Origin of the sequence: Kribbella sp. NPDC051952 (assembly GCF_040680855.1) — a bacterium.
Lineage (GTDB): Bacteria > Actinomycetota > Actinomycetes > Propionibacteriales > Kribbellaceae > Kribbella.
Genome location: NZ_JBFAXQ010000054.1, coordinates 1 through 16,047 on the forward strand (window position 1 = coordinate 1; position 16,047 = coordinate 16,047).

General features: G+C 69.0%; 18 protein-coding genes. 11 read left to right on the plus strand and 7 right to left on the minus strand.

The annotated features are described in order from the left end of the window. From AB0L70_RS41400 to AB0L70_RS41410, 3 genes are all read right to left on the minus strand, one after another. Positions 1-773 (minus strand): serine hydrolase domain-containing protein (locus AB0L70_RS41400; RefSeq protein ID WP_363692425.1); only part of this gene is annotated, 773 nt, incomplete at its 3' end. 73 nt (positions 774-846) lie between these two features. Next, entirely contained in the window at positions 847-1,515 is a 669-nt protein-coding gene (locus tag AB0L70_RS41405) for a DUF4097 family beta strand repeat-containing protein (RefSeq protein ID WP_363692426.1), read from the minus strand. Between the two features lie 152 nt (positions 1,516-1,667). After that, positions 1,668-2,519 carry an aminoglycoside phosphotransferase family protein gene (locus AB0L70_RS41410; protein ID WP_363692428.1) on the minus strand — a complete coding sequence of 284 codons (852 nt, stop codon included), beginning with the start codon at positions 2,517-2,519 and terminating at the stop codon, positions 1,668-1,670. Positions 2,520-2,601: 82 nt separating this feature from the next. Here AB0L70_RS41410 and AB0L70_RS41415 point away from each other — a divergent pair, with 82 nt between their 5' ends. The 4 genes from AB0L70_RS41415 to rsgA all read left to right on the plus strand — a co-directional run bounded on the left by AB0L70_RS41415 (position 2,602) and on the right by rsgA (position 6,340). Further along, on the plus strand, positions 2,602-3,333 hold the full coding sequence (locus AB0L70_RS41415; RefSeq protein WP_363692429.1) for a DsbA family oxidoreductase: 732 nt from the start codon (positions 2,602-2,604) through the stop codon (positions 3,331-3,333). A gap of 62 nt (positions 3,334-3,395) precedes the next feature. After that, positions 3,396-4,007, plus strand: a complete 612-nt coding sequence (locus AB0L70_RS41420) for a DoxX family protein (RefSeq protein WP_363692430.1) — start codon at positions 3,396-3,398, stop codon at positions 4,005-4,007. Positions 4,008-4,067: 60 nt separating this feature from the next. After that, positions 4,068-5,339: a 3-phosphoshikimate 1-carboxyvinyltransferase gene (gene aroA, locus AB0L70_RS41425; protein ID WP_363692431.1), complete on the plus strand. Its 1,272-nt coding sequence runs from the start codon at positions 4,068-4,070 to the stop codon at positions 5,337-5,339. After that, on the plus strand, positions 5,339-6,340 hold the full coding sequence (gene rsgA / locus AB0L70_RS41430) for a ribosome small subunit-dependent GTPase A (RefSeq protein ID WP_363692432.1): 1,002 nt from the start codon (positions 5,339-5,341) through the stop codon (positions 6,338-6,340). Before aroA ends, rsgA begins: the two co-directional genes overlap by 1 nt. Here rsgA and AB0L70_RS41435 read toward each other — a convergent pair. Further along, positions 6,333-6,827 (minus strand): DUF2231 domain-containing protein, encoded by a 495-nt coding sequence (locus AB0L70_RS41435; RefSeq protein ID WP_363692433.1) that lies wholly within the window; start codon positions 6,825-6,827, stop codon positions 6,333-6,335. The genes rsgA and AB0L70_RS41435 overlap by 8 nt on opposite strands. Positions 6,828-6,972: 145 nt before the next feature. On the opposite strand from AB0L70_RS41435, the gene hisN reads away from it, so the two are divergent. Then, positions 6,973-7,752, plus strand: a complete 780-nt coding sequence (gene hisN, locus AB0L70_RS41440) for a histidinol-phosphatase (protein ID WP_363692434.1) — start codon at positions 6,973-6,975, stop codon at positions 7,750-7,752. Here hisN and AB0L70_RS41445 read toward each other — a convergent pair. Both AB0L70_RS41445 and AB0L70_RS41450 read right to left on the minus strand, forming a co-directional pair. Beyond that, positions 7,736-8,941 (minus strand): DUF6596 domain-containing protein, encoded by a 1,206-nt coding sequence (locus AB0L70_RS41445; protein ID WP_363692435.1) that lies wholly within the window; start codon positions 8,939-8,941, stop codon positions 7,736-7,738. The genes hisN and AB0L70_RS41445 overlap by 17 nt on opposite strands. Then, entirely contained in the window at positions 8,934-9,281 is a 348-nt protein-coding gene (locus AB0L70_RS41450; protein WP_363692436.1) for a YciI family protein, read from the minus strand. The genes AB0L70_RS41445 and AB0L70_RS41450 overlap by 8 nt, the downstream gene beginning before the upstream one ends. A gap of 114 nt (positions 9,282-9,395) precedes the next feature. On the opposite strand from AB0L70_RS41450, the gene AB0L70_RS41455 reads away from it, so the two are divergent. Genes AB0L70_RS41455 through AB0L70_RS41465 form a run of 3 tightly spaced genes read left to right on the plus strand, consistent with a single transcriptional unit; the run spans position 9,396 to position 12,430 of the window. Beyond that, a complete protein-coding gene (locus AB0L70_RS41455; RefSeq protein ID WP_363692437.1) occupies positions 9,396-10,694 on the plus strand; it encodes a pitrilysin family protein in 1,299 nt (432 codons plus the stop codon). Continuing rightward, complete coding sequence (locus tag AB0L70_RS41460; protein ID WP_363692438.1) at positions 10,691-12,040, plus strand: pitrilysin family protein; 1,350 nt, start codon at positions 10,691-10,693, stop codon at positions 12,038-12,040. The genes AB0L70_RS41455 and AB0L70_RS41460 overlap by 4 nt, the downstream gene beginning before the upstream one ends. A 42-nt stretch (positions 12,041-12,082) precedes the next feature. After that, positions 12,083-12,430, plus strand: coding sequence for a DUF4190 domain-containing protein (locus AB0L70_RS41465; protein ID WP_363692439.1), 348 nt, complete (start codon positions 12,083-12,085; stop codon positions 12,428-12,430). Between the two features lie 15 nt (positions 12,431-12,445). On the opposite strand, the gene AB0L70_RS41470 is transcribed toward AB0L70_RS41465, so the two are convergent. Then, positions 12,446-12,871 (minus strand): CBS domain-containing protein, encoded by a 426-nt coding sequence (locus AB0L70_RS41470; RefSeq protein WP_363692440.1) that lies wholly within the window; start codon positions 12,869-12,871, stop codon positions 12,446-12,448. Positions 12,872-13,109: 238 nt separating this feature from the next. Here AB0L70_RS41470 and AB0L70_RS41475 point away from each other — a divergent pair, with 238 nt between their 5' ends. The 3 genes from AB0L70_RS41475 to AB0L70_RS41485 form a co-directional block, all read left to right on the plus strand. Then, positions 13,110-14,318 carry an MFS transporter gene (locus AB0L70_RS41475; protein ID WP_363692441.1) on the plus strand — a complete coding sequence of 403 codons (1,209 nt, stop codon included), beginning with the start codon at positions 13,110-13,112 and terminating at the stop codon, positions 14,316-14,318. A 17-nt stretch (positions 14,319-14,335) separates the two neighbouring features. Continuing rightward, positions 14,336-15,268, plus strand: coding sequence for a hypothetical protein (locus AB0L70_RS41480; protein WP_363692442.1), 933 nt, complete (start codon positions 14,336-14,338; stop codon positions 15,266-15,268). Between the two features lie 111 nt (positions 15,269-15,379). Next, on the plus strand, positions 15,380-16,047 hold a 668-nt coding region (locus tag AB0L70_RS41485; protein WP_363692443.1), incomplete at its 3' end, for a DUF222 domain-containing protein.

A 16,047-nucleotide genomic window follows, 5' to 3' on the forward strand; every position in this document is an offset into this window, starting at 1 on the left:
CCGTCCGTGGCCCGAGTGGATCGCGGACGAGGAGCGGATGATCTCGATCGCCCGGCTGATCCGGGCGTACCACAACGCGGTCGAGAGCTTCGGAAGCCGGTGTCCTTCATCCCCAGCGGGCCGAAGATCCGCTCCTGGAGGAACTCGTCGTACGGCCGGCCGGTGACCCTGGCGACGAGCACACCGATCAGGTCACTGCTGATCTGGTACTGCCAACGCTCACCGGGCTGGTACATCAGCGGCAGGGTCCCGAGGCGACGCATCCACTCGTCCGGCTCGGGCATCGGCACCGGCAGGTTGGGCGTGATGCCCTGCTCGAACAGCGCACCCATGACCGGGGTCCCGATCACCGTCATGTCCATGCCGAGGCCGAAGGTCGACGTCAGTACGTCCCGGACGGTGATCGGCCGCCGCGCCGGCACGGTGTCGTCCAGCGGGCTGTCGATCTGCCGCAGCACCTGGCGGTTCGCGAGCTCGGGCAGCCACCGCTCGACCTGGTCGTCCAGCCGCAGCCGGCACTCGTCCAGCAGGACCATCGCGGCCGAGACCGAGACCGGCTTGGACGTCGAGGCCATCCGGAAGATCGTGTCCCGGCTCATCGCCGGGCCGCCGTCGTGGCGCAGCGTCCCGATCGTCTCGACGTGCGGCTCGCCGTCACCCCGGCTGACCAGGGCGACGACACCGGGGATCTTCCCGGAGTCGACGTGCCGGGCCAGCACGTCGTGCAGCTTGCCCAGGCCGGCGGCGGTGAAGCCGGAAGCGGTGGTGGACATGGTGGTCTACTCCTTCGATCGATGCTGCGGCCAGAGCTCGAGCGGCCACAGCTGGGGGCAGAGGCTGCAGGCGTCAGATGCTGCGGGCGACGATGTCGCCGACGGTGGTGGTCGCGCGGATGGTCAGCTCGGCGGAGGCGCCCTCGGCGTTCTTGAGCGAGTTGCTGATCCGTCCGGTGGTGGTGCCGGCGTCCAGGGTGGCCGACGCTCCGGCGGCGGCACCGATCTCCACGTCACCGGCGACGGTCTGCAGTACGACGGAGCCGCGGACGGCCTCGGCGACCCGGATGTCGCCCTTGCTGGTGCGGATCTCGGCCGGGCCGTTCAGGCGGCCGACCGTGACGTCACCGGCGGTGGTGGTGATGCGGGCGCTTGCGACCTCGTCGAGGTCGATCGAACCGTGGTCGCTGTGGACGGCCACCTCACCGAACTGCCCGGTCGCCCGGAGCTCGGCACTGGCCGCCTTCACCTCGACCCGGGAGCCGGCCGGCAACTGGACGGTCACCGCGACGGAACCGGACGGCCCGAAGTACTGGTTCTTCGCCACGATCCCGATCCGCAGCACGCCGTCGGCGTACTCGACCTTGGCCTCGTCGGCCACCTTCACGTCGCGGCTCTTCGAGGAGTCGGCGGGCAGGATCTCGACGGCGGTGTCGGTCCGGTCGGTGGCGACGAACTGGACGCGTCCCGCGGGGATGTCGAGGACTGCGGAGATCGGCTCGGGGGTGTTGAAAGTCGTCATTGTCGTACCTTTCTGAGGTGTTGTTCTCGACTTGATGACTGAAGCTTGCTAGGCCGCCCTGACACCGCGCAGACACCACACAGACACGAGCAACCACCGCGCTGACACGCCTACTGACACCGCGGCGGCTGATTGTAAAGGATCCTCCGAAACTAAAGTCGAGCCAGGGCTGCCCGGCCGAGAGCACCCCAGTGCGGCTTCCCGCCCGGCACGCCCTTGTCGCCGTTGATTCCCATCGCGATCAGGAAGAGCGCCCGGGTCACGACCCAGCCACGGGCCCGCCGTACCGTCGCCTCGTCCACCGGGTACGCCTCTAAGAAGCGGTCGGCAGCACCGGCCGGGAGCAGGATCCAGGCGGCCGCGAGGTCGCTCGCCGGATCGCCGGTGCCGATCTCCTCGAGGTCGACGACACCGGCAAGCGTGCCGTCGGCAACGACCACGTTCGCCGGGTGCAGGTCGCCGTGCAGCCATACCGGTGGCCGGTCCCAGGCCGGCGCCGCGATCGCGTCCGCCCGGATCGCACGGATCTCGTCGAGCCGGTCGACGTACTCGTGGATCTCTTCGAACGGCAGACCGCCCGACAGAACGGAGCGGTCGCTCACGGGCGCGTCCGCCGGGGCCTCGGTGTGCAGCGCCTGCAGGAAGCCGGCCAGGACGTCGGCGGCGGCCGGGTCGGTGATCGGTGCATGGTCCCCGGGCTCACCGGCGACCCAGGTGGTGATCGTCCAGGCGCGCGGGAAGCGGTCCGACGGTTCGCTGAGACGCAGTGGGGTCGGGACCGGGAGTGGCAGCCGGGCGGCGAGCTCGGGGATCCAACGGTGCTCTCTGCGGAGCGGTTCGGTGGCCAGGTCGAAACGAGGCAGCCGGACGGCGAGGTCGTCGCCGAGCCGCCACATCTGGTTGCCCCAGCCGCCGACCACTTCCTTCAGCTCCAGGTGCGCCAGATCGGGATGCTGCTCCCGCAACAGCGTCCGTACGAGTTCTTCGTCCATGCGGTCGATCACGTCGTCGATCATGGTGCGTCAGACGCGTCACGACCTCGCCGGGTTGGGAATAGGCCCGGAACGGGCCGGGTTGCCGACAGGTATGCGTATTGATGTGTGGTCGGACGTCGTCTGCCCGTGGTGCTACATCGGGAAGCGGCGGCTGGAACAGGCGCTCGACGAGAGCGGCGAGAAGGCCGAGATCGTCTGGCACAGCTTCCAGCTGGACCCGTCGTCGACCAACGACGACCCCCGCGACCTGGCCACCCGGCTCGGCGAGAAGTACGGCCGCGGCCGGGAGTGGGGCCTGCAGGCCAACGCTCACGTGACCGGGATCGCGGCCGAGCTGGGGCTCGAGTACAACTTCGACAAGGCCAAGTCGGCGAACACCGTCGACGCACACCGCGTCCTGCACCTGGCCCGCGAGCTGGTCGAGTCCGGCGAGGTCCCGGCCGACACCCAGGACCGCCTCAAGGAGCGCCTGCTCAAGGCCTACTTCACCGACGGCCTCCCGGTCGGCGACCACGCCACCCTGACCGAGCTGGGCACCGAGGTCGGCCTCCCCGCCGACCGGGTCCGCGAGGTGCTGGCAGGTACGACGTACACCGAAGAAGTCGCCGCCGACCAGGCCGAGGCGCTCGCGTACGGCGCCAACGGCGTCCCGTTCTTCGTGATCGACGAGAAGTACGGCGTGAGTGGCGCTCAGCCGGTCGAGGTCTTCCAGGAGGCGCTGCGGCGGGCGAACGCGGACCGCAAGCCGGTCACGCTGATCACGAGCCCGAACGCGACTGCCGCCGACGACCCCACCTGCGGCCCGGACGGCTGCGCGATCTGAGGACTGCGCCCAGTTAGTAGTGGGTACCGGGGGATTCACAGAACGTGGTGTATGAAGGAGGCATGACTGTCGTGCGTGCATTGGCCAGGCCGCTGCTGTCCGTCATTTTCGTCGTGCAGGGTGTGAACTCGCTTCGCAACCCTGAACCGCTCGTGCCGAAGGCGCAGCCCGTGACCGATCGGCTCGTTCCGATGGTCAAGCGGGTCGCACCGGCGCAGGTCGGTGACCGCATTCCCGACACCACGGTCAATCTGGTCCGCCTGAACGGCGCGGTCCACGTGGTCGGCGGCCTCGCACTGGCGACCGGCAAGGGCCGGCGGCTCGCTGCCGGCGTACTCGCGGCCTCGCTGGTGCCCACCACGATCGCGGGGCACCCGTTCTGGCTGGAGAAGGACAAGACGGTCCGGAACACCCAGCGGATCCAGTTCATGAAGAACCTGAGCCTGCTCGGTGGGCTGCTCCTGGCCGCGGTCGACACCGAGGGCAAGCCGGGCGTCGCCTGGCGCGCGTCCCACGGCGCGAAGGCGGCGAAGCGGGAGACCAAGCGCGGCGCGAAGGCGGCCAAGCGCGAGACCTCACGCGGCGCGAAGGCAGCCAAGCGGGAGGCCAAGCAGCTGGCGCACGAAGCCCGCCAGGCCGCGAAGCTCGCCCGGGCCGAGCTCCACCTGGGCTGAACCTCGTCGTAGCGCCCATGCCCTAGGCTCAGAGCTGGAATCACGAGCCGAAGGAGTGGAATGAGCGACGAGCAGGGCTGGGCGGCACCACGAGCCGAAGGACCGGTCACCGGCCGGGTCACGGTCCCGGGGTCGAAGTCGATCAGTAACCGCGCGCTCGTCCTCGCCTCGATCGCCGACGGCCCGTCGCACCTGACCGGCCTGCTCGCCGCCCGCGACACGTCCCTGATGCGGTCGGCGCTCACAGCGCTCGGAGTCGGCATCAGTGAGAGCGGTACGACGGTCACCGTCACGCCTGGCTCGTTGAAGGGTCCGGCAGCCGTCGACTGCGGTCTGGCCGGCACCGTGATGCGGTTCGTCCCACCGGTCGCCGCGCTGGCGGACGGCGTGGTCGCTTTCGACGGCGACCCGTACGCGCGGGAACGTCCGATGGGCGTCATCCTCGGCGCCCTGCGGACCCTCGGCGTACAGATCGACGACGGCGACACCGGCCGGATGCCGTACTCGGTCTCCGGCACCGGATCGGTCCGTGGCGGCACGGTGACGCTGGACGCGTCCGGGTCGAGCCAGTTCGTCTCCGCGCTCCTGCTGGCCGGAGCCCGGTACGACGAGGGCGTCGACCTGCGGCACGACGGGAAGCCGGTGCCGTCCCAGCCGCACCTGGACATGTCGGTCGCGATGCTGCGTGAGCGCGGTGTCCAGGTCGACGACAGCGAGCCGAACCGCTGGGTGGTTGCCCCCGGCCCCATTCGGGCCATGGACAGCGCGATCGAGCCGGATCTGTCCAACGCGGCGCCGTTCCTGGCCGCGGCTGTGATCACCGGTGGCGAGGTCACCGTGACCGGCTGGCCCGCGGAGACCACTCAGCCTGGCGGTCAGCTTCCTGAGCTGTTCTCGCGGTTCGGCGCGGAGGTAGCCCGGACGGACGATGGCCTGACCGTCCGCGGCACCGGTCGTGTGCACGGTGTCGACCTGGATCTGAGCGAGGTCGGTGAGCTGTCGCCGGTCATCGCGGCGGTGGCTGCGTTTGCGGACGGGCCGTCGTACCTGCGGGGTATCGCGCATCTGCGCAACCACGAGACGGACCGGCTGGCGGCACTCGAGCACGAGTTCAACGCCCTCGGCGGGGACGTGACACAGACGGCCGACGGGCTGGAGATCCGGCCGAAGCCCTTGCACGGTGGGCTTTTCGGCACGTACCGCGACCACCGGATGGCGCACGCGGCCGCCGTACTCGGCCTGCTCGTCGACGGCCTGCTGATCGAGAACATCGGGACCACGGCGAAAACGCTGCCCGAATTCCCCGAACTCTGGTCGGAGCTCACGAGCTGATGTCGCGGTACGACGAGGAGGCCAAGTACGACCGGCCCAAGCGCCGGACCCGGCCGCGGACCAAGGACCGCCCCTCGTACGACGACGCCGTGATCGGATTCGTCTTCACCCGCGACCGCGGCCGCTACGCGTGCTGGGTCGACGACGCCGACGGCGGCTTCGAGGTCACCGCGATGAAGGCTCGCCAGCTCGGCCGGACCGGCGTGATCGTCGGCGACCGGGTCAAGCTCGACGGGAACGCGACCGGCGACGAGGGAACGCTGGCGCGGATCGTCGAGGTGCTCCCCCGGACCACGCTGCTGCGTCGATCGGCCGATGACGACGACCCGGTCGAGCGACCGCTGGTCGCGAACGCGGACCAGCTGGTCATCGTCGTCGCGGTCGCGAACCCGGAACCGCGCACCGGACTCATCGACCGCTTCCTGGTCGCGGCGTACGACGCCGGCATGCGGCCACTGCTCTGCCTGACCAAGACCGACCTGGCCGACCCCGATCCGCTGCTGTCGATCTACCGGCCACTCGGGGTCGAGTCCGTGGCGACGCGCCAAGGCGGCGACCTCAGCGAACTGCGCGAGCAGCTCGACGACCGTACGAGCGTCCTCGTCGGCCACTCCGGAGTCGGCAAGTCGACGCTGGTGAACGGACTCATCCCGGGAGCGGACCGGGCGATCGGCGTCGTGAACGTCGTCACCGGCCGGGGACGCCATACGTCGACGAACACCCTGGTTCTCCGGCTCCCCGAAGGCGGTTGGCTCATCGACACCCCGGGCATCCGCTCTTTCGGCCTGGCCCATGTGGACCCGGACAAGGTGATCGACGCCTTCCCCGACCTGGCCGAGATCGCCGAGACCTGCCCCCGCGGCTGCACCCACACCGAGTCGGCCCCCGACTGCGCCCTCGACGAAGCAGTCGCCGAGGGCCGCGCCGATGCCGAGCGGGTTGCTTCGTTCCGCCGCCTGCTCGCCAGCCGCGAAGGCCGGGAAGCGCCCGAACCTATTTAGGCGGAAGCTGGCCCGTCCAGACGGCCTTGGCGCCGGCGTCCCCGGTGCGGATCGTCTGCCAGATGACGAGTACGGCGATCACCACGACGGCGGCCTGGACGACGATCTCGAGCGGTCGGCTCTTGGTTGCCTTGGCCCCCTTTCCGGACGCCAGCGCGGACGGTCCGGACAGCAGGAAGAAGGAGGCGATGGCAACGATCGTGAAGATCAGCACGTACCAGAACAGCAGGTTGCCACGCGTCTCGTGCAGCTCGACCGCCTTCTGCAGCGTCGGAACCGCGGCCACGAACGCCTCGCCGCTCTCCTTCGCGACGTACGCGCAGACCAGCGCCCCGACCCCGAGCACCAGGGCCGGCCAGCGCAGGAACCACCGCCAGCGTGGCACCAGCGCGAACACCAGCACGGTCAGCGCCGACACCGGCAACACGACCACAGCGAGATGGATCACCAGCACGTGCAGCGGCAGGTCCCCGAAGCGCTCGAACATTGACGCCTCCTGGCGTTCGTAGATCGTGGTCAGACACTAACTGCACGTTCAACGAAGGCAGTTGGTTCAATTCGGGCCGCAACCGATCCGCAACGTTCGCCGGACACCTGCCCCGCTCAGCGGCGGGTCAGGCTAGCCTTCCGGCATGCCTTCGCACACGGATGACCTGCGGCTCGCCCACATCCTGGCCGACGACGCGGACTCGACCACGATGGACCGCTACAAGGCGCTCGATCTGCACGTGGCCACCAAGCCGGACCTGACCCCGGTGAGCGAGTCGGACTCGAAGGTCGAAGACGTGATGCGCAAGACGCTGGCCCGGGCCCGCCCGCGGGACGCGTTCGTGGGCGAGGAGGAGGGCACCACCGGCTGGGGCGTCCGCCGCTGGGTGGTCGACCCGATCGACGGCACCAAGAACTACATCCGCGGCGTCCCGGTCTGGGCCACGCTGATCAGTCTGATGATCGAGGACCAGGTCGTCGTCGGCGTGGTCTCCGCCCCGGCGCTCGGCAAGCGCTGGTGGGCGTCGTACGGCGACGGCGCCTGGACCGGCCGCGCGCTGCACTCGTCCCACCCGTGCCGGGTCAGCGACGTGAGCAAGATCGAGGACGCGTCGCTGTCCTACGCCTCGCTCAAGGGCTGGGAGAAGATCGGCAAGAAGAACCAGTGGGCCGAGCTGATGGATTCCGTCTGGCGGACCCGCGCGTACGGCGATTTCTGGTCGTACATGCTCGTCGCCGAGGGCGCGGTCGACATCGCCGCCGAGCCCGAGCTCAACCTGTACGACATGGCCGCGCTGGCGATCATCGTCGACGAGGCCGGCGGCAAGTTCACCTCCGTCGAGGGCGCTCCCGGCCCGAACGGACCGAACGCCGTGGCCACCAACGGCCGCCTGCACGACGAGGTCCTCAAGCGCCTCGAGTGATCCGCCCCTGCAGGAACTCCGCCTCCACGGCGTTGGTCGTGAACGCCAACGCCTCCTCGTACGCCGCTCGCGCCTCCTTCACCCGCCCGCATCGCCAAAGCAGCTCACCCCGAGTTGCCGCCAGATACGGGTACGTCGCCAGCGCGGGATCATCACGCAGTGCCGCCAAGGCCTGCTCCGGCCCGGCCACATAGCTGAGCGCGACCACCCGGTTGAGCGCGACCACCGGAGACGGCCAGCGCTCGAGCAATACGTCGTACAAGCCGAGGATCTCGGGCCAATCGGTGTCCTCCCAACGGGCCGCCTCAGCGTGCACCGCCGCGATGGCCGCCATCAGCCCGAAGCGCCCGGCCGACCGGCCCAACGCCGCCCGCACCAACGCCAACCCCTCGGTGATCAGGGACCGATCCCACCGTGACCGGTCCTGGTCCTCCATCAACACCAACTGCCCGCCGTCGTCGACCCGCGCGGCAGCACGCGCCTCCGTCAACAACAGCAAGGCAAGCAGCCCAGCCGCCTCCCCGCTGTCCGGCAGCAGCAGCCGCATCATCCGAGCGAGGTCGATCCCGCGCCGGGCCAGATCCGGCCGCGTCAGCCCGTCCCCGTCCGCAGCCGTGTGCCCAGCCGTATAAACAAGGTGTACGACGTCCAGCACCGCGTCGATGCGCTCCGGCAGATCCGCCAGCCGTGGGATGCGATACGCGATGCCCGACCGGGAGATCTTGTGCTTGGCCCGGGTGATCCGCGCCTGCATCGTGGCTTCCTTCACCAGGAACGCCTTCGCGATCTCCGCCGACGACAAGCCGCACACGAGCCGCAGGGTCAGTGCGATCTGCGCCTCCTGCGCGAGCGCCGGGTGACAACACGTGAAGACCAGCCGCAGCCGATCATCCGGGAACACCGTGAGGTCGTCGACCGGGTCCGGCAGCAACAACGGCAGCTTCCGCTGCGCGACGCCGGCCCGCCGCCGCAACTCCAGCGCCCGCCGGGTCGCGACCGTTGTCAGCCAGGCACCCGGCCGCCGGGGAATGCCCTGCTCGGCCCAGTGCACCATGGCCTTCGCATAGGCGTCCTGAACACAGTCCTCAGCCAGATCGAAGTCGGCAGCGACCCGCGCGGTCGCGGCCAGGACGGAGGCCCACTCCTTCGAGTGAGCCTCCGCCACCGCCTCGACGACGGATTCAGCCACCGTTGATGAGGGGCCGGACCTCGACACCACCCATCGGGGACGGGACCTGCTTGGCGATCGCGAGTGCGTCGTCGAGGTCGGCCGCCTCGATGACGTAGTACCCGCCCATCACTTCCTTGGTCTCCGCGAAGGTTCCGTCGGTGACCACGAAACCGCCGTCGCCGTCGGCGCGGATCGACGTCGCGGTGTCGCTGCCGTCCAGCTGTCCACCACCGCGCAGCGCGGATCCGTTCGCCTCGGCGAAGGCCTGGTGGTTCTTGTGGTTCTGCTCCATCACCGACGGATCGGCCGCGTCCCACTTGGCTTCGTCGTCGTAGATCATCACCAAATACTTGCCCACTGGTGTCACCTCTCTTGTGCGGGTCGGTCCCAGCATCTACCACCCCGATGCGCGACCTGCACCGAGATCGACATCTCACACAACCTAATTCTGGGACCACGTATGGTGGCCGGTATGCCCTTGACGTACCCCATCGCGGAGCAGACGCTCGACAACGGCCTGCGGGTCGTCGTCAGCTCGGACCGCGCCGTCCCGATCGTCGCGGTCAACCTCTGGTACGACGTCGGGTCGCGCCATGAGCCGGCCGGACTGACCGGTTTCGCCCACCTGTTCGAGCACTTGATGTTCCAGGGATCGCGCAACGTCGCCTCCGGTCAGCACTTCAGCCTGCTGGAGACGGCCGGCGCGAGTCTGAACGCGAGTACCTTCTTCGACCGGACCAACTACTTCGAGTCCCTGCCCAGCGGCGGTCTCGACCTCGCGCTCTGGCTCGAGGCGGACCGGATGGGCTACCTGCTCGACGCGGTCAACCAGGAGAACCTGGACAACCAGCGCGACGTGGTCAAGGAAGAGAAGCGGCAGAGCTACGACAACCGCCCGTACGGCGACTCCTACGAGCGGCTCGTCAAGCTCGCGTTCCCCGCGGACCACCCGTACGCGCACATGACGATCGGCTCGATGGCCGACCTCGACGCCGCGTCGGTCGAGGACGTGCACGCGTTCTTCCGCAAGTACTACGGGCCGAACAACGCCGTCCTGACGATCGTCGGTGACGTCTCGGTCGAGGACGCGTTCGACGCGGCGAAGCGGTACTTCGGTCACCTGCCGGCGATCCCGCAGCCGCCGGCCGCGCCGGACGGGACGATCGGCCCGCTGACCGACGTACAGCGGGACGACGTCGTGTCCGACGTACCGTCCGACCTGATCACGATGATGTTCCGGCTGCCGGTGGACGGGACGCCGGAGCTGGATGCGGCCGGGCTCGCGCTCGACATCCTCGCCGCCGGGCAGAGCGGTCGGCTGAACCGGCGGCTCGTCCGGGACGAGCAGATCGCGCAGTCGGTCTCCGGTGGTGCACTGCCGCTGATCGGCGGAGTCTCGTTCGGCACGCTGACCGGGATCGCGTCCGACGGCGTCGACCTGCAGCAGGTCGAGGACGCGCTGCTCGAGGAGATCGAGAAGCTGGCCGACGGCGGTGTGACCGAGGACGAGCTGGCCACCGTTCAGGCGCAGGCCGAGCGGGACTGGCTGGAGCAGCTCGCGAGCTGCGCGGGCCGGGCCGACGAGATCTCCCACCACGCTTTGCTGTTCGGCGATCCGAACCGGATCAACACCCGGATCGATCAGGTCCGCGCGGTCACCGTCGAGCAGGTCCAGGCGGCTGCCGCGCAATGGGTTCGCGCCGCAGGGCGCGTCCAGGTGACCTACCGCCGGGCCGAAACAGCTGCAGGTATTGAGGGAGAGCAGGCATGAGCCAGGTTCTGACCACCCCGCCGGCCGTCGGCGCACCCGGGCCGTGGAAGTTCCCGGCCGCGACGACGACGATCACCAGCGGCGGCAGCCCGGTGCACGTCTTCGACCGCCCGGGTCAGTACGTCGCCACCGTCCGCGTCACCATCGCGATGCCGCTCATCGCCGAACCGCGTGAGCTCGAAGGCGTCGCGACGATCATGTCGCGCACCCTCGACGAGGGCACCGAGCTGCACTCGGCCAACGAATTCGCGGCCGCCCTGGAGCGACACGGCGCGGCGTACGGCGTCGACGTCAGCTCGGACGCGTTGCACGTGGAGATCTCGGTGCCGGTGTCGCACCTGCAGCCGGCGGTGCAGTTGCTGGCCGAGGCGATCACCCGGCCCGCGTTCAACCAGGCCGATGTCGGCCGGCACGTGACGATCCGGCTCGGTGAGATCAACCAGGAGCGGGCGAACGCGGGCTACCGGGCTCGCGAGGCGTTCGCGGCTCACCTGTTCGACACGTCGACGCGACGGTCCCGACCGACCGCGGGTACGCCGGACACGATCCGGCCGCTCACCAACGTGCAGGTCGCCGACTTCTATCGGAACAACATCGGCCCGGAGCGCGCGGAGATCCTGTTCGCGGGCGACGCGACCGGCGTGGACGTCGCCGCGATCATCGACGAGGCCTTCGCCGGCTGGACCTCGACGGCCGGGACGGCGATCGAGACGCCGGAGCCACTGTTCATCACGGGCAACCGCGTCGTACTCGTGGATCGCCCGGGCTCGGTGCAGAGTCAGCTGCTGATCGGCTGCGCCGGTCCGGACCGGCGGGACCCGGCGTGGGGCTCGGCCGCGGTCGCGAACCACGTGGTCGGCGGGACGATCACCTCCCGCGTGGACACCGTGCTGCGCGAGGAGAAGGGGTACACGTACGGCACCCGGACGAGCTTCGCCGCGCCACGCAAGGGCGGGACATTCAGTCTCGGTGGCGCCGTACGCACCGAGGTGACCGGCGCCGCGATCGGCGACGCGCTGCGGATCCTGCGGGAGGCCCGTGACGGGCTGACCGAGCAGGAGGTCCAGGAGGCGAAGGACAGCCTGATCCGGACCGCGCCACTGCGCTACGAGCAGGCCGACTCGGTCGCTCAGCAGGTCGGCTCCAACATCGCGAACGGCGTACCGATCGACTTCGCCGACACCTACCTGACCCAGATCGCCGCCACCACCGCCGCCCAGGCCACCGAGGCCTACCGCCGGTACGTCGGAACCGACGGGCTGCTGGTCGTCGTCGTAGGGGAAGCCAAGGACGTCCGGCCCCAGCTCACCGCGCTGGATCTGGGCGACCTGATCGACCTGAGCTGAGGTTTGCTCCTCTGCTCGGGGTCCCTGAGCGGAGGAGCAGCGATGTCGTACCCCGAGCGTCCCACCGATGCGGTCCCGGCGCCGACGACCTATCGGCTGCAGCCCGGGACCTACGACCTGCCGTCGTACGGCGTACTGCGTGACCACGGGCAGGCCACGGTCGCCTTGGTGCTGGGCGCGATCGCGCTCTGCACCGGGTTGCTGTTCCTCTCACCGATCGCATGGTGGCTGGGTCGGCAGGCGCTGGACGAGATCGACGCGGCCCCGGGCATCTACAACAACCGGGGCATGGCTCAGGCCGGGCAGATCTGCGGCCTGATCGGCACGGTCCTGCTCGGCATCGGCCTGCTCTTCGTGCTGGCGATGGTGCTGATGGTCATCGCCGTCTGAGCCGGGTCAGCCGGCTCAGCTGGTTATGTAGTTGGACAGTTGCTCGCGCTCGAACTCGAGCTCGCCGATCCGGGACTTGACCACGTCACCGATGCTGACCAGCCCGGACAGCGCGCCGTCGACCACCACCGGCACGTGCCGGATCCGGTGCTCGGTCATCATCAGCATCAGGTTGTCGATCAGGTCGTCCGGCGTTGCGGTCCGGACCTCGGCGGTCATGATCGCGCTCACCCGGACGTCGCCGGCATCCGGCGTACCGTTCCAGAGCCGCACGATGTCGCGCTCGGAGACGATGCCGTCCACCGCGGACCCGTCCGTGCTGACCACCACCGCGCCGATGTTGTGTTCGGCCAGCAGCGCGAGCAGTTCGGTGACAGTGGCTTCTGGGGAGATGGTGACGACCTGGTTGCCCTTGCCGCGCAGTACGTCGTTGATCTTCACGGAGCCTCCTGCAGATCGAGGACCAATACCCCAAGGTAGCGAAAACCGGCCGCCAGCGGCAGCCCCCGCATGTCACCAAGCGTGACAACGAAAGACAATCGCCACTCGTTGCCTCCGGCGACCATCCGTACGGCGACAACTGTCCGTGACCGTGGTCTGCTGCCAGAAAAGGTGGGGGCGGGCGGGGCTGTTCGCCCGTAGGATCACCGGGGTTCTGGGGCGATCGAGGGAGCGTGTGGTGGGCTGGCGGCAGGATCTCGCCGTACTGAGGCATCGCGACGTACGGATCTTCGTGTCGGCGCGGTTCGTATCGTTGCTCGGGTCGGCGATCGCCCCGATCGCGCTGGTGTTCGCCGTACTGGACGTGTCCGACGCGGCCAAGGCGGTCGGCATCGTGCTCGCGGCACGCAGCATTCCGAACATCATCTTCCTGCTCGTCGGCGGCGTGATCTCCGACCGACTCCCCCGCCACCTCGTGCTCGTCGTCGCGAACTCGGTCAGCGGCCTGACCCAGGCCCTGGCCGCCGTCCTCGTCCTGTCCGGTCACGCGACCATCTGGCAGCTGGCCGCGATCGAAGCGGTGAACGGCGTCGCGTCCGCGTTCGTGATGCCCGCACTGACCGGCATCCTCCCGTCGATCGTCGACCGCGCCGAACTCCCGCAAGCCAACGCGGTCTCAGGTTTCGCCCGCTCGATCGCGATGATCGGCGGCGGCGCGGTCGCCGGTGTGATCGTCGGCTTCACCGGCCCAGGCGTCGGCCTCGCGGTCGACGCGGTCACGTTCTTCCTCGGCGCGTACCTGCTCGCCCGGCTGTCCATCCCGAGGATCGAACGCGTGGCCAGTTCGGTCCTCACCGACCTGCGCGTCGGCTGGACCGAGTTCGTCTCCCGGCAGTGGGTCTGGGCGGTCGTGCTGGGCTTCAGTCTGCTGAACGTGATCTTCGTGGCCTGCTACCGGACCCTCGGCCCGGTCGTCGCCGACAACACCTTCGGCCGCACCGGCTGGGGTATCGCCAGTGCCTGCTTCGGGATCGGGCTGATCGTCGGCGGCGTCCTGATGATCCGGATCAAACCGCGCTATCCCTTGCGGATCGGGATGTTCGCGATCATGCTCGACGCCCCGGTCATGGTCGCCCTCGCACTCGCCCCGAACACGATCCTGATCGCCGCGATGTCGTTCCTGGTCGGGATCAGCTACGAGATCTTCGGCATCGGCTGGGAGACCGCACTCGGCCAGCACATCCCGATCGACAAGCTGTCCCGGGTCTCGTCGTACGACATGCTCGGCTCGATCGTCGCCGTACCCATCGGTCAGCTCTCCGTCGGCGCCGCCGCGGCCGCCGCCGGGATCACCGCGGTCGAGCTGTACGGCGCGGCCCTGTACGTCGCGATCGCGCTCGCAACCCTGCTCGTGCCGTCGGTCTGGCAGCTGAGGCGGACCGGCTAGCCCCGTAAGGTTGTGGCGTGAGCTTTATCGTGCCGGGACAGGGACAGAAGAAGGAAGAGGCAGTCGGGACACAGGCCGGCGCCAAGCCGCTGGTCCCCGAAAGCATCGAAGTACCAGCGCCTGAGGAGCTGCCGGAGCTGGAGTTCGACGGCTGGCCCGAGGAACTGCGGCAGGTCGTCGAGGACGAGTTCCGTCGTACGAGCGCCTTCGCCACCTACCGGTGGAAGATGGCCGACGACGCGCTCGTGGCCGTCGTACGCCGGTTGGACGACCTGCTCGACCTGATCGAGGAACAGCTCGAGGAGGCGACAGCGTCTCGGAAGTCCGCTCCGGGGACGTCGGATCTGCCGTTCGACGAGGTGGCTGATCTGCTGGGCATCCCGGCCGACGAGGTCGACCAGGCGATCGTCGACGGCCGTCCGGTCCGCAAGCCTCGCGCCGACCGGAAGACGGCGCTGCGAGCGATCAAGCAGCTGCGCGTGCAGCTGGAGCAGATCGAGACCACGATGGATCATTCGCGGCTGAGCCGGGTGAGCAGCTCGATCGTGCGGCCTGCGTTGGTCCTCCGCACTGCTGTCGAGCTGGCGGACGACGATGCTCTGGCCGCCGAGGTCCAGCCGGGCGTCGCCGCCTTGGTCGCCTATGCGCTGGAACGCTCCAACGCGGGCCTTCCGGACGCGTGGCACGACCGCAAACCAGCCACAAACGCAGCCGATTCCCATCGGGCGCTACTCGACGCTCTTGCCGCTGAGGACCCAACGGCCTTCGAACTCCTCGTCCGCTCTGCACGGGCATGGGTTGCCTGCTTCGACCAGGAGCGCCCTGCTGCGGACAAGGTCACGTATTGGCAGGCGCTCGAGGAACTCCCTGACGCCATCCGCGCCAACTCCGCCGAGACCTACCAAGCCCTCCACAAGACTCTCGAGCTCCTCACCCCACCGACCAAGTAGTTGCTTCTGGCAATATCCACCAACTGTGGATAACTTTCTCGCTGGATCCTCTTGGAAATAAGGGGATTCTGGTTTGGAAAACTGTCGGTGGCCGTGTCTATCGTTGTGGGCATGGAACAGTTGGGCGAGCGGCCAGTCTGGTCGATGAGCGACAGCGAACTGCTGCCGACCATCGACCAGGTAGACGCTGCCGTCGCCCAGTTGCTCACCTACCGCCTGCAGTTGGTCGCCCGCACCGACGAGATCGGCCTGGCTCAGGAGCTCGGTGCCCGTGACACTGCCGAGCTGCTCGCCATGCGGCATCGCATTGATCGTCGCGATGCTTACCGTGACGTGAAGCTGGCTCGTGCGCTGTCTAGGTACGAGACAGTCTCAACTGCCCTCACCGACGAGGTCCGGCCGTTGCGCCCGGCGCAGGCCGGGGCCATCGTGACCGCGCTCGAGCGAGTCAAGTCGAGAGTCCCGGTCGAGGACCTCGAGGTCGCCGAGGAACAGCTGGTCAACCTCGCCGAGCACCTGTCCCCTGGTGAGCTGGCCAAGACCGCCAAGGACATCTGCGACCTACTCGACGCGGACGGCCCCGAACCCGCCGAAAACGCTGCCTACGAACGCGAATCGCTGACCCTGATCGAAGCCGAGCACGGCGTGAAGTTCCGCGGCTACCTGGCCAACGAGAACGCCGAACTCCTCCGCTCCCGCATCCACGCCGGCGCCCGCCCCCACAAGACCGTCGACGGCGAACTCGACCCCCGCTCCCGCGAAAAGCGCCAAGCCGACGC

Excerpts from the sequence above, each read along its gene's own strand:
- AB0L70_RS41405 (WP_363692426.1), bottom strand. The coding sequence starts at position 1,515 with ATGACGACTTTCAACACCCCCGAGCCGATCTCCGCAGTCCTCGACATC.
- AB0L70_RS41415 (WP_363692429.1), top strand. The coding sequence starts at position 2,602 with ATGCGTATTGATGTGTGGTCGGACGTCGTCTGCCCGTGGTGCTACATC.
- AB0L70_RS41420 (WP_363692430.1), top strand. The coding sequence starts at position 3,396 with ATGACTGTCGTGCGTGCATTGGCCAGGCCGCTGCTGTCCGTCATTTTC.
- aroA (WP_363692431.1), top strand. The coding sequence starts at position 4,068 with ATGAGCGACGAGCAGGGCTGGGCGGCACCACGAGCCGAAGGACCGGTC.
- rsgA (WP_363692432.1), top strand. The coding sequence starts at position 5,339 with ATGTCGCGGTACGACGAGGAGGCCAAGTACGACCGGCCCAAGCGCCGG.
- AB0L70_RS41435 (WP_363692433.1), bottom strand. The coding sequence starts at position 6,827 with ATGTTCGAGCGCTTCGGGGACCTGCCGCTGCACGTGCTGGTGATCCAT.
- hisN (WP_363692434.1), top strand. The coding sequence starts at position 6,973 with ATGCCTTCGCACACGGATGACCTGCGGCTCGCCCACATCCTGGCCGAC.
- AB0L70_RS41455 (WP_363692437.1), top strand. The coding sequence starts at position 9,396 with ATGCCCTTGACGTACCCCATCGCGGAGCAGACGCTCGACAACGGCCTG.
- AB0L70_RS41460 (WP_363692438.1), top strand. The coding sequence starts at position 10,691 with ATGAGCCAGGTTCTGACCACCCCGCCGGCCGTCGGCGCACCCGGGCCG.
- AB0L70_RS41465 (WP_363692439.1), top strand. The coding sequence starts at position 12,083 with ATGTCGTACCCCGAGCGTCCCACCGATGCGGTCCCGGCGCCGACGACC.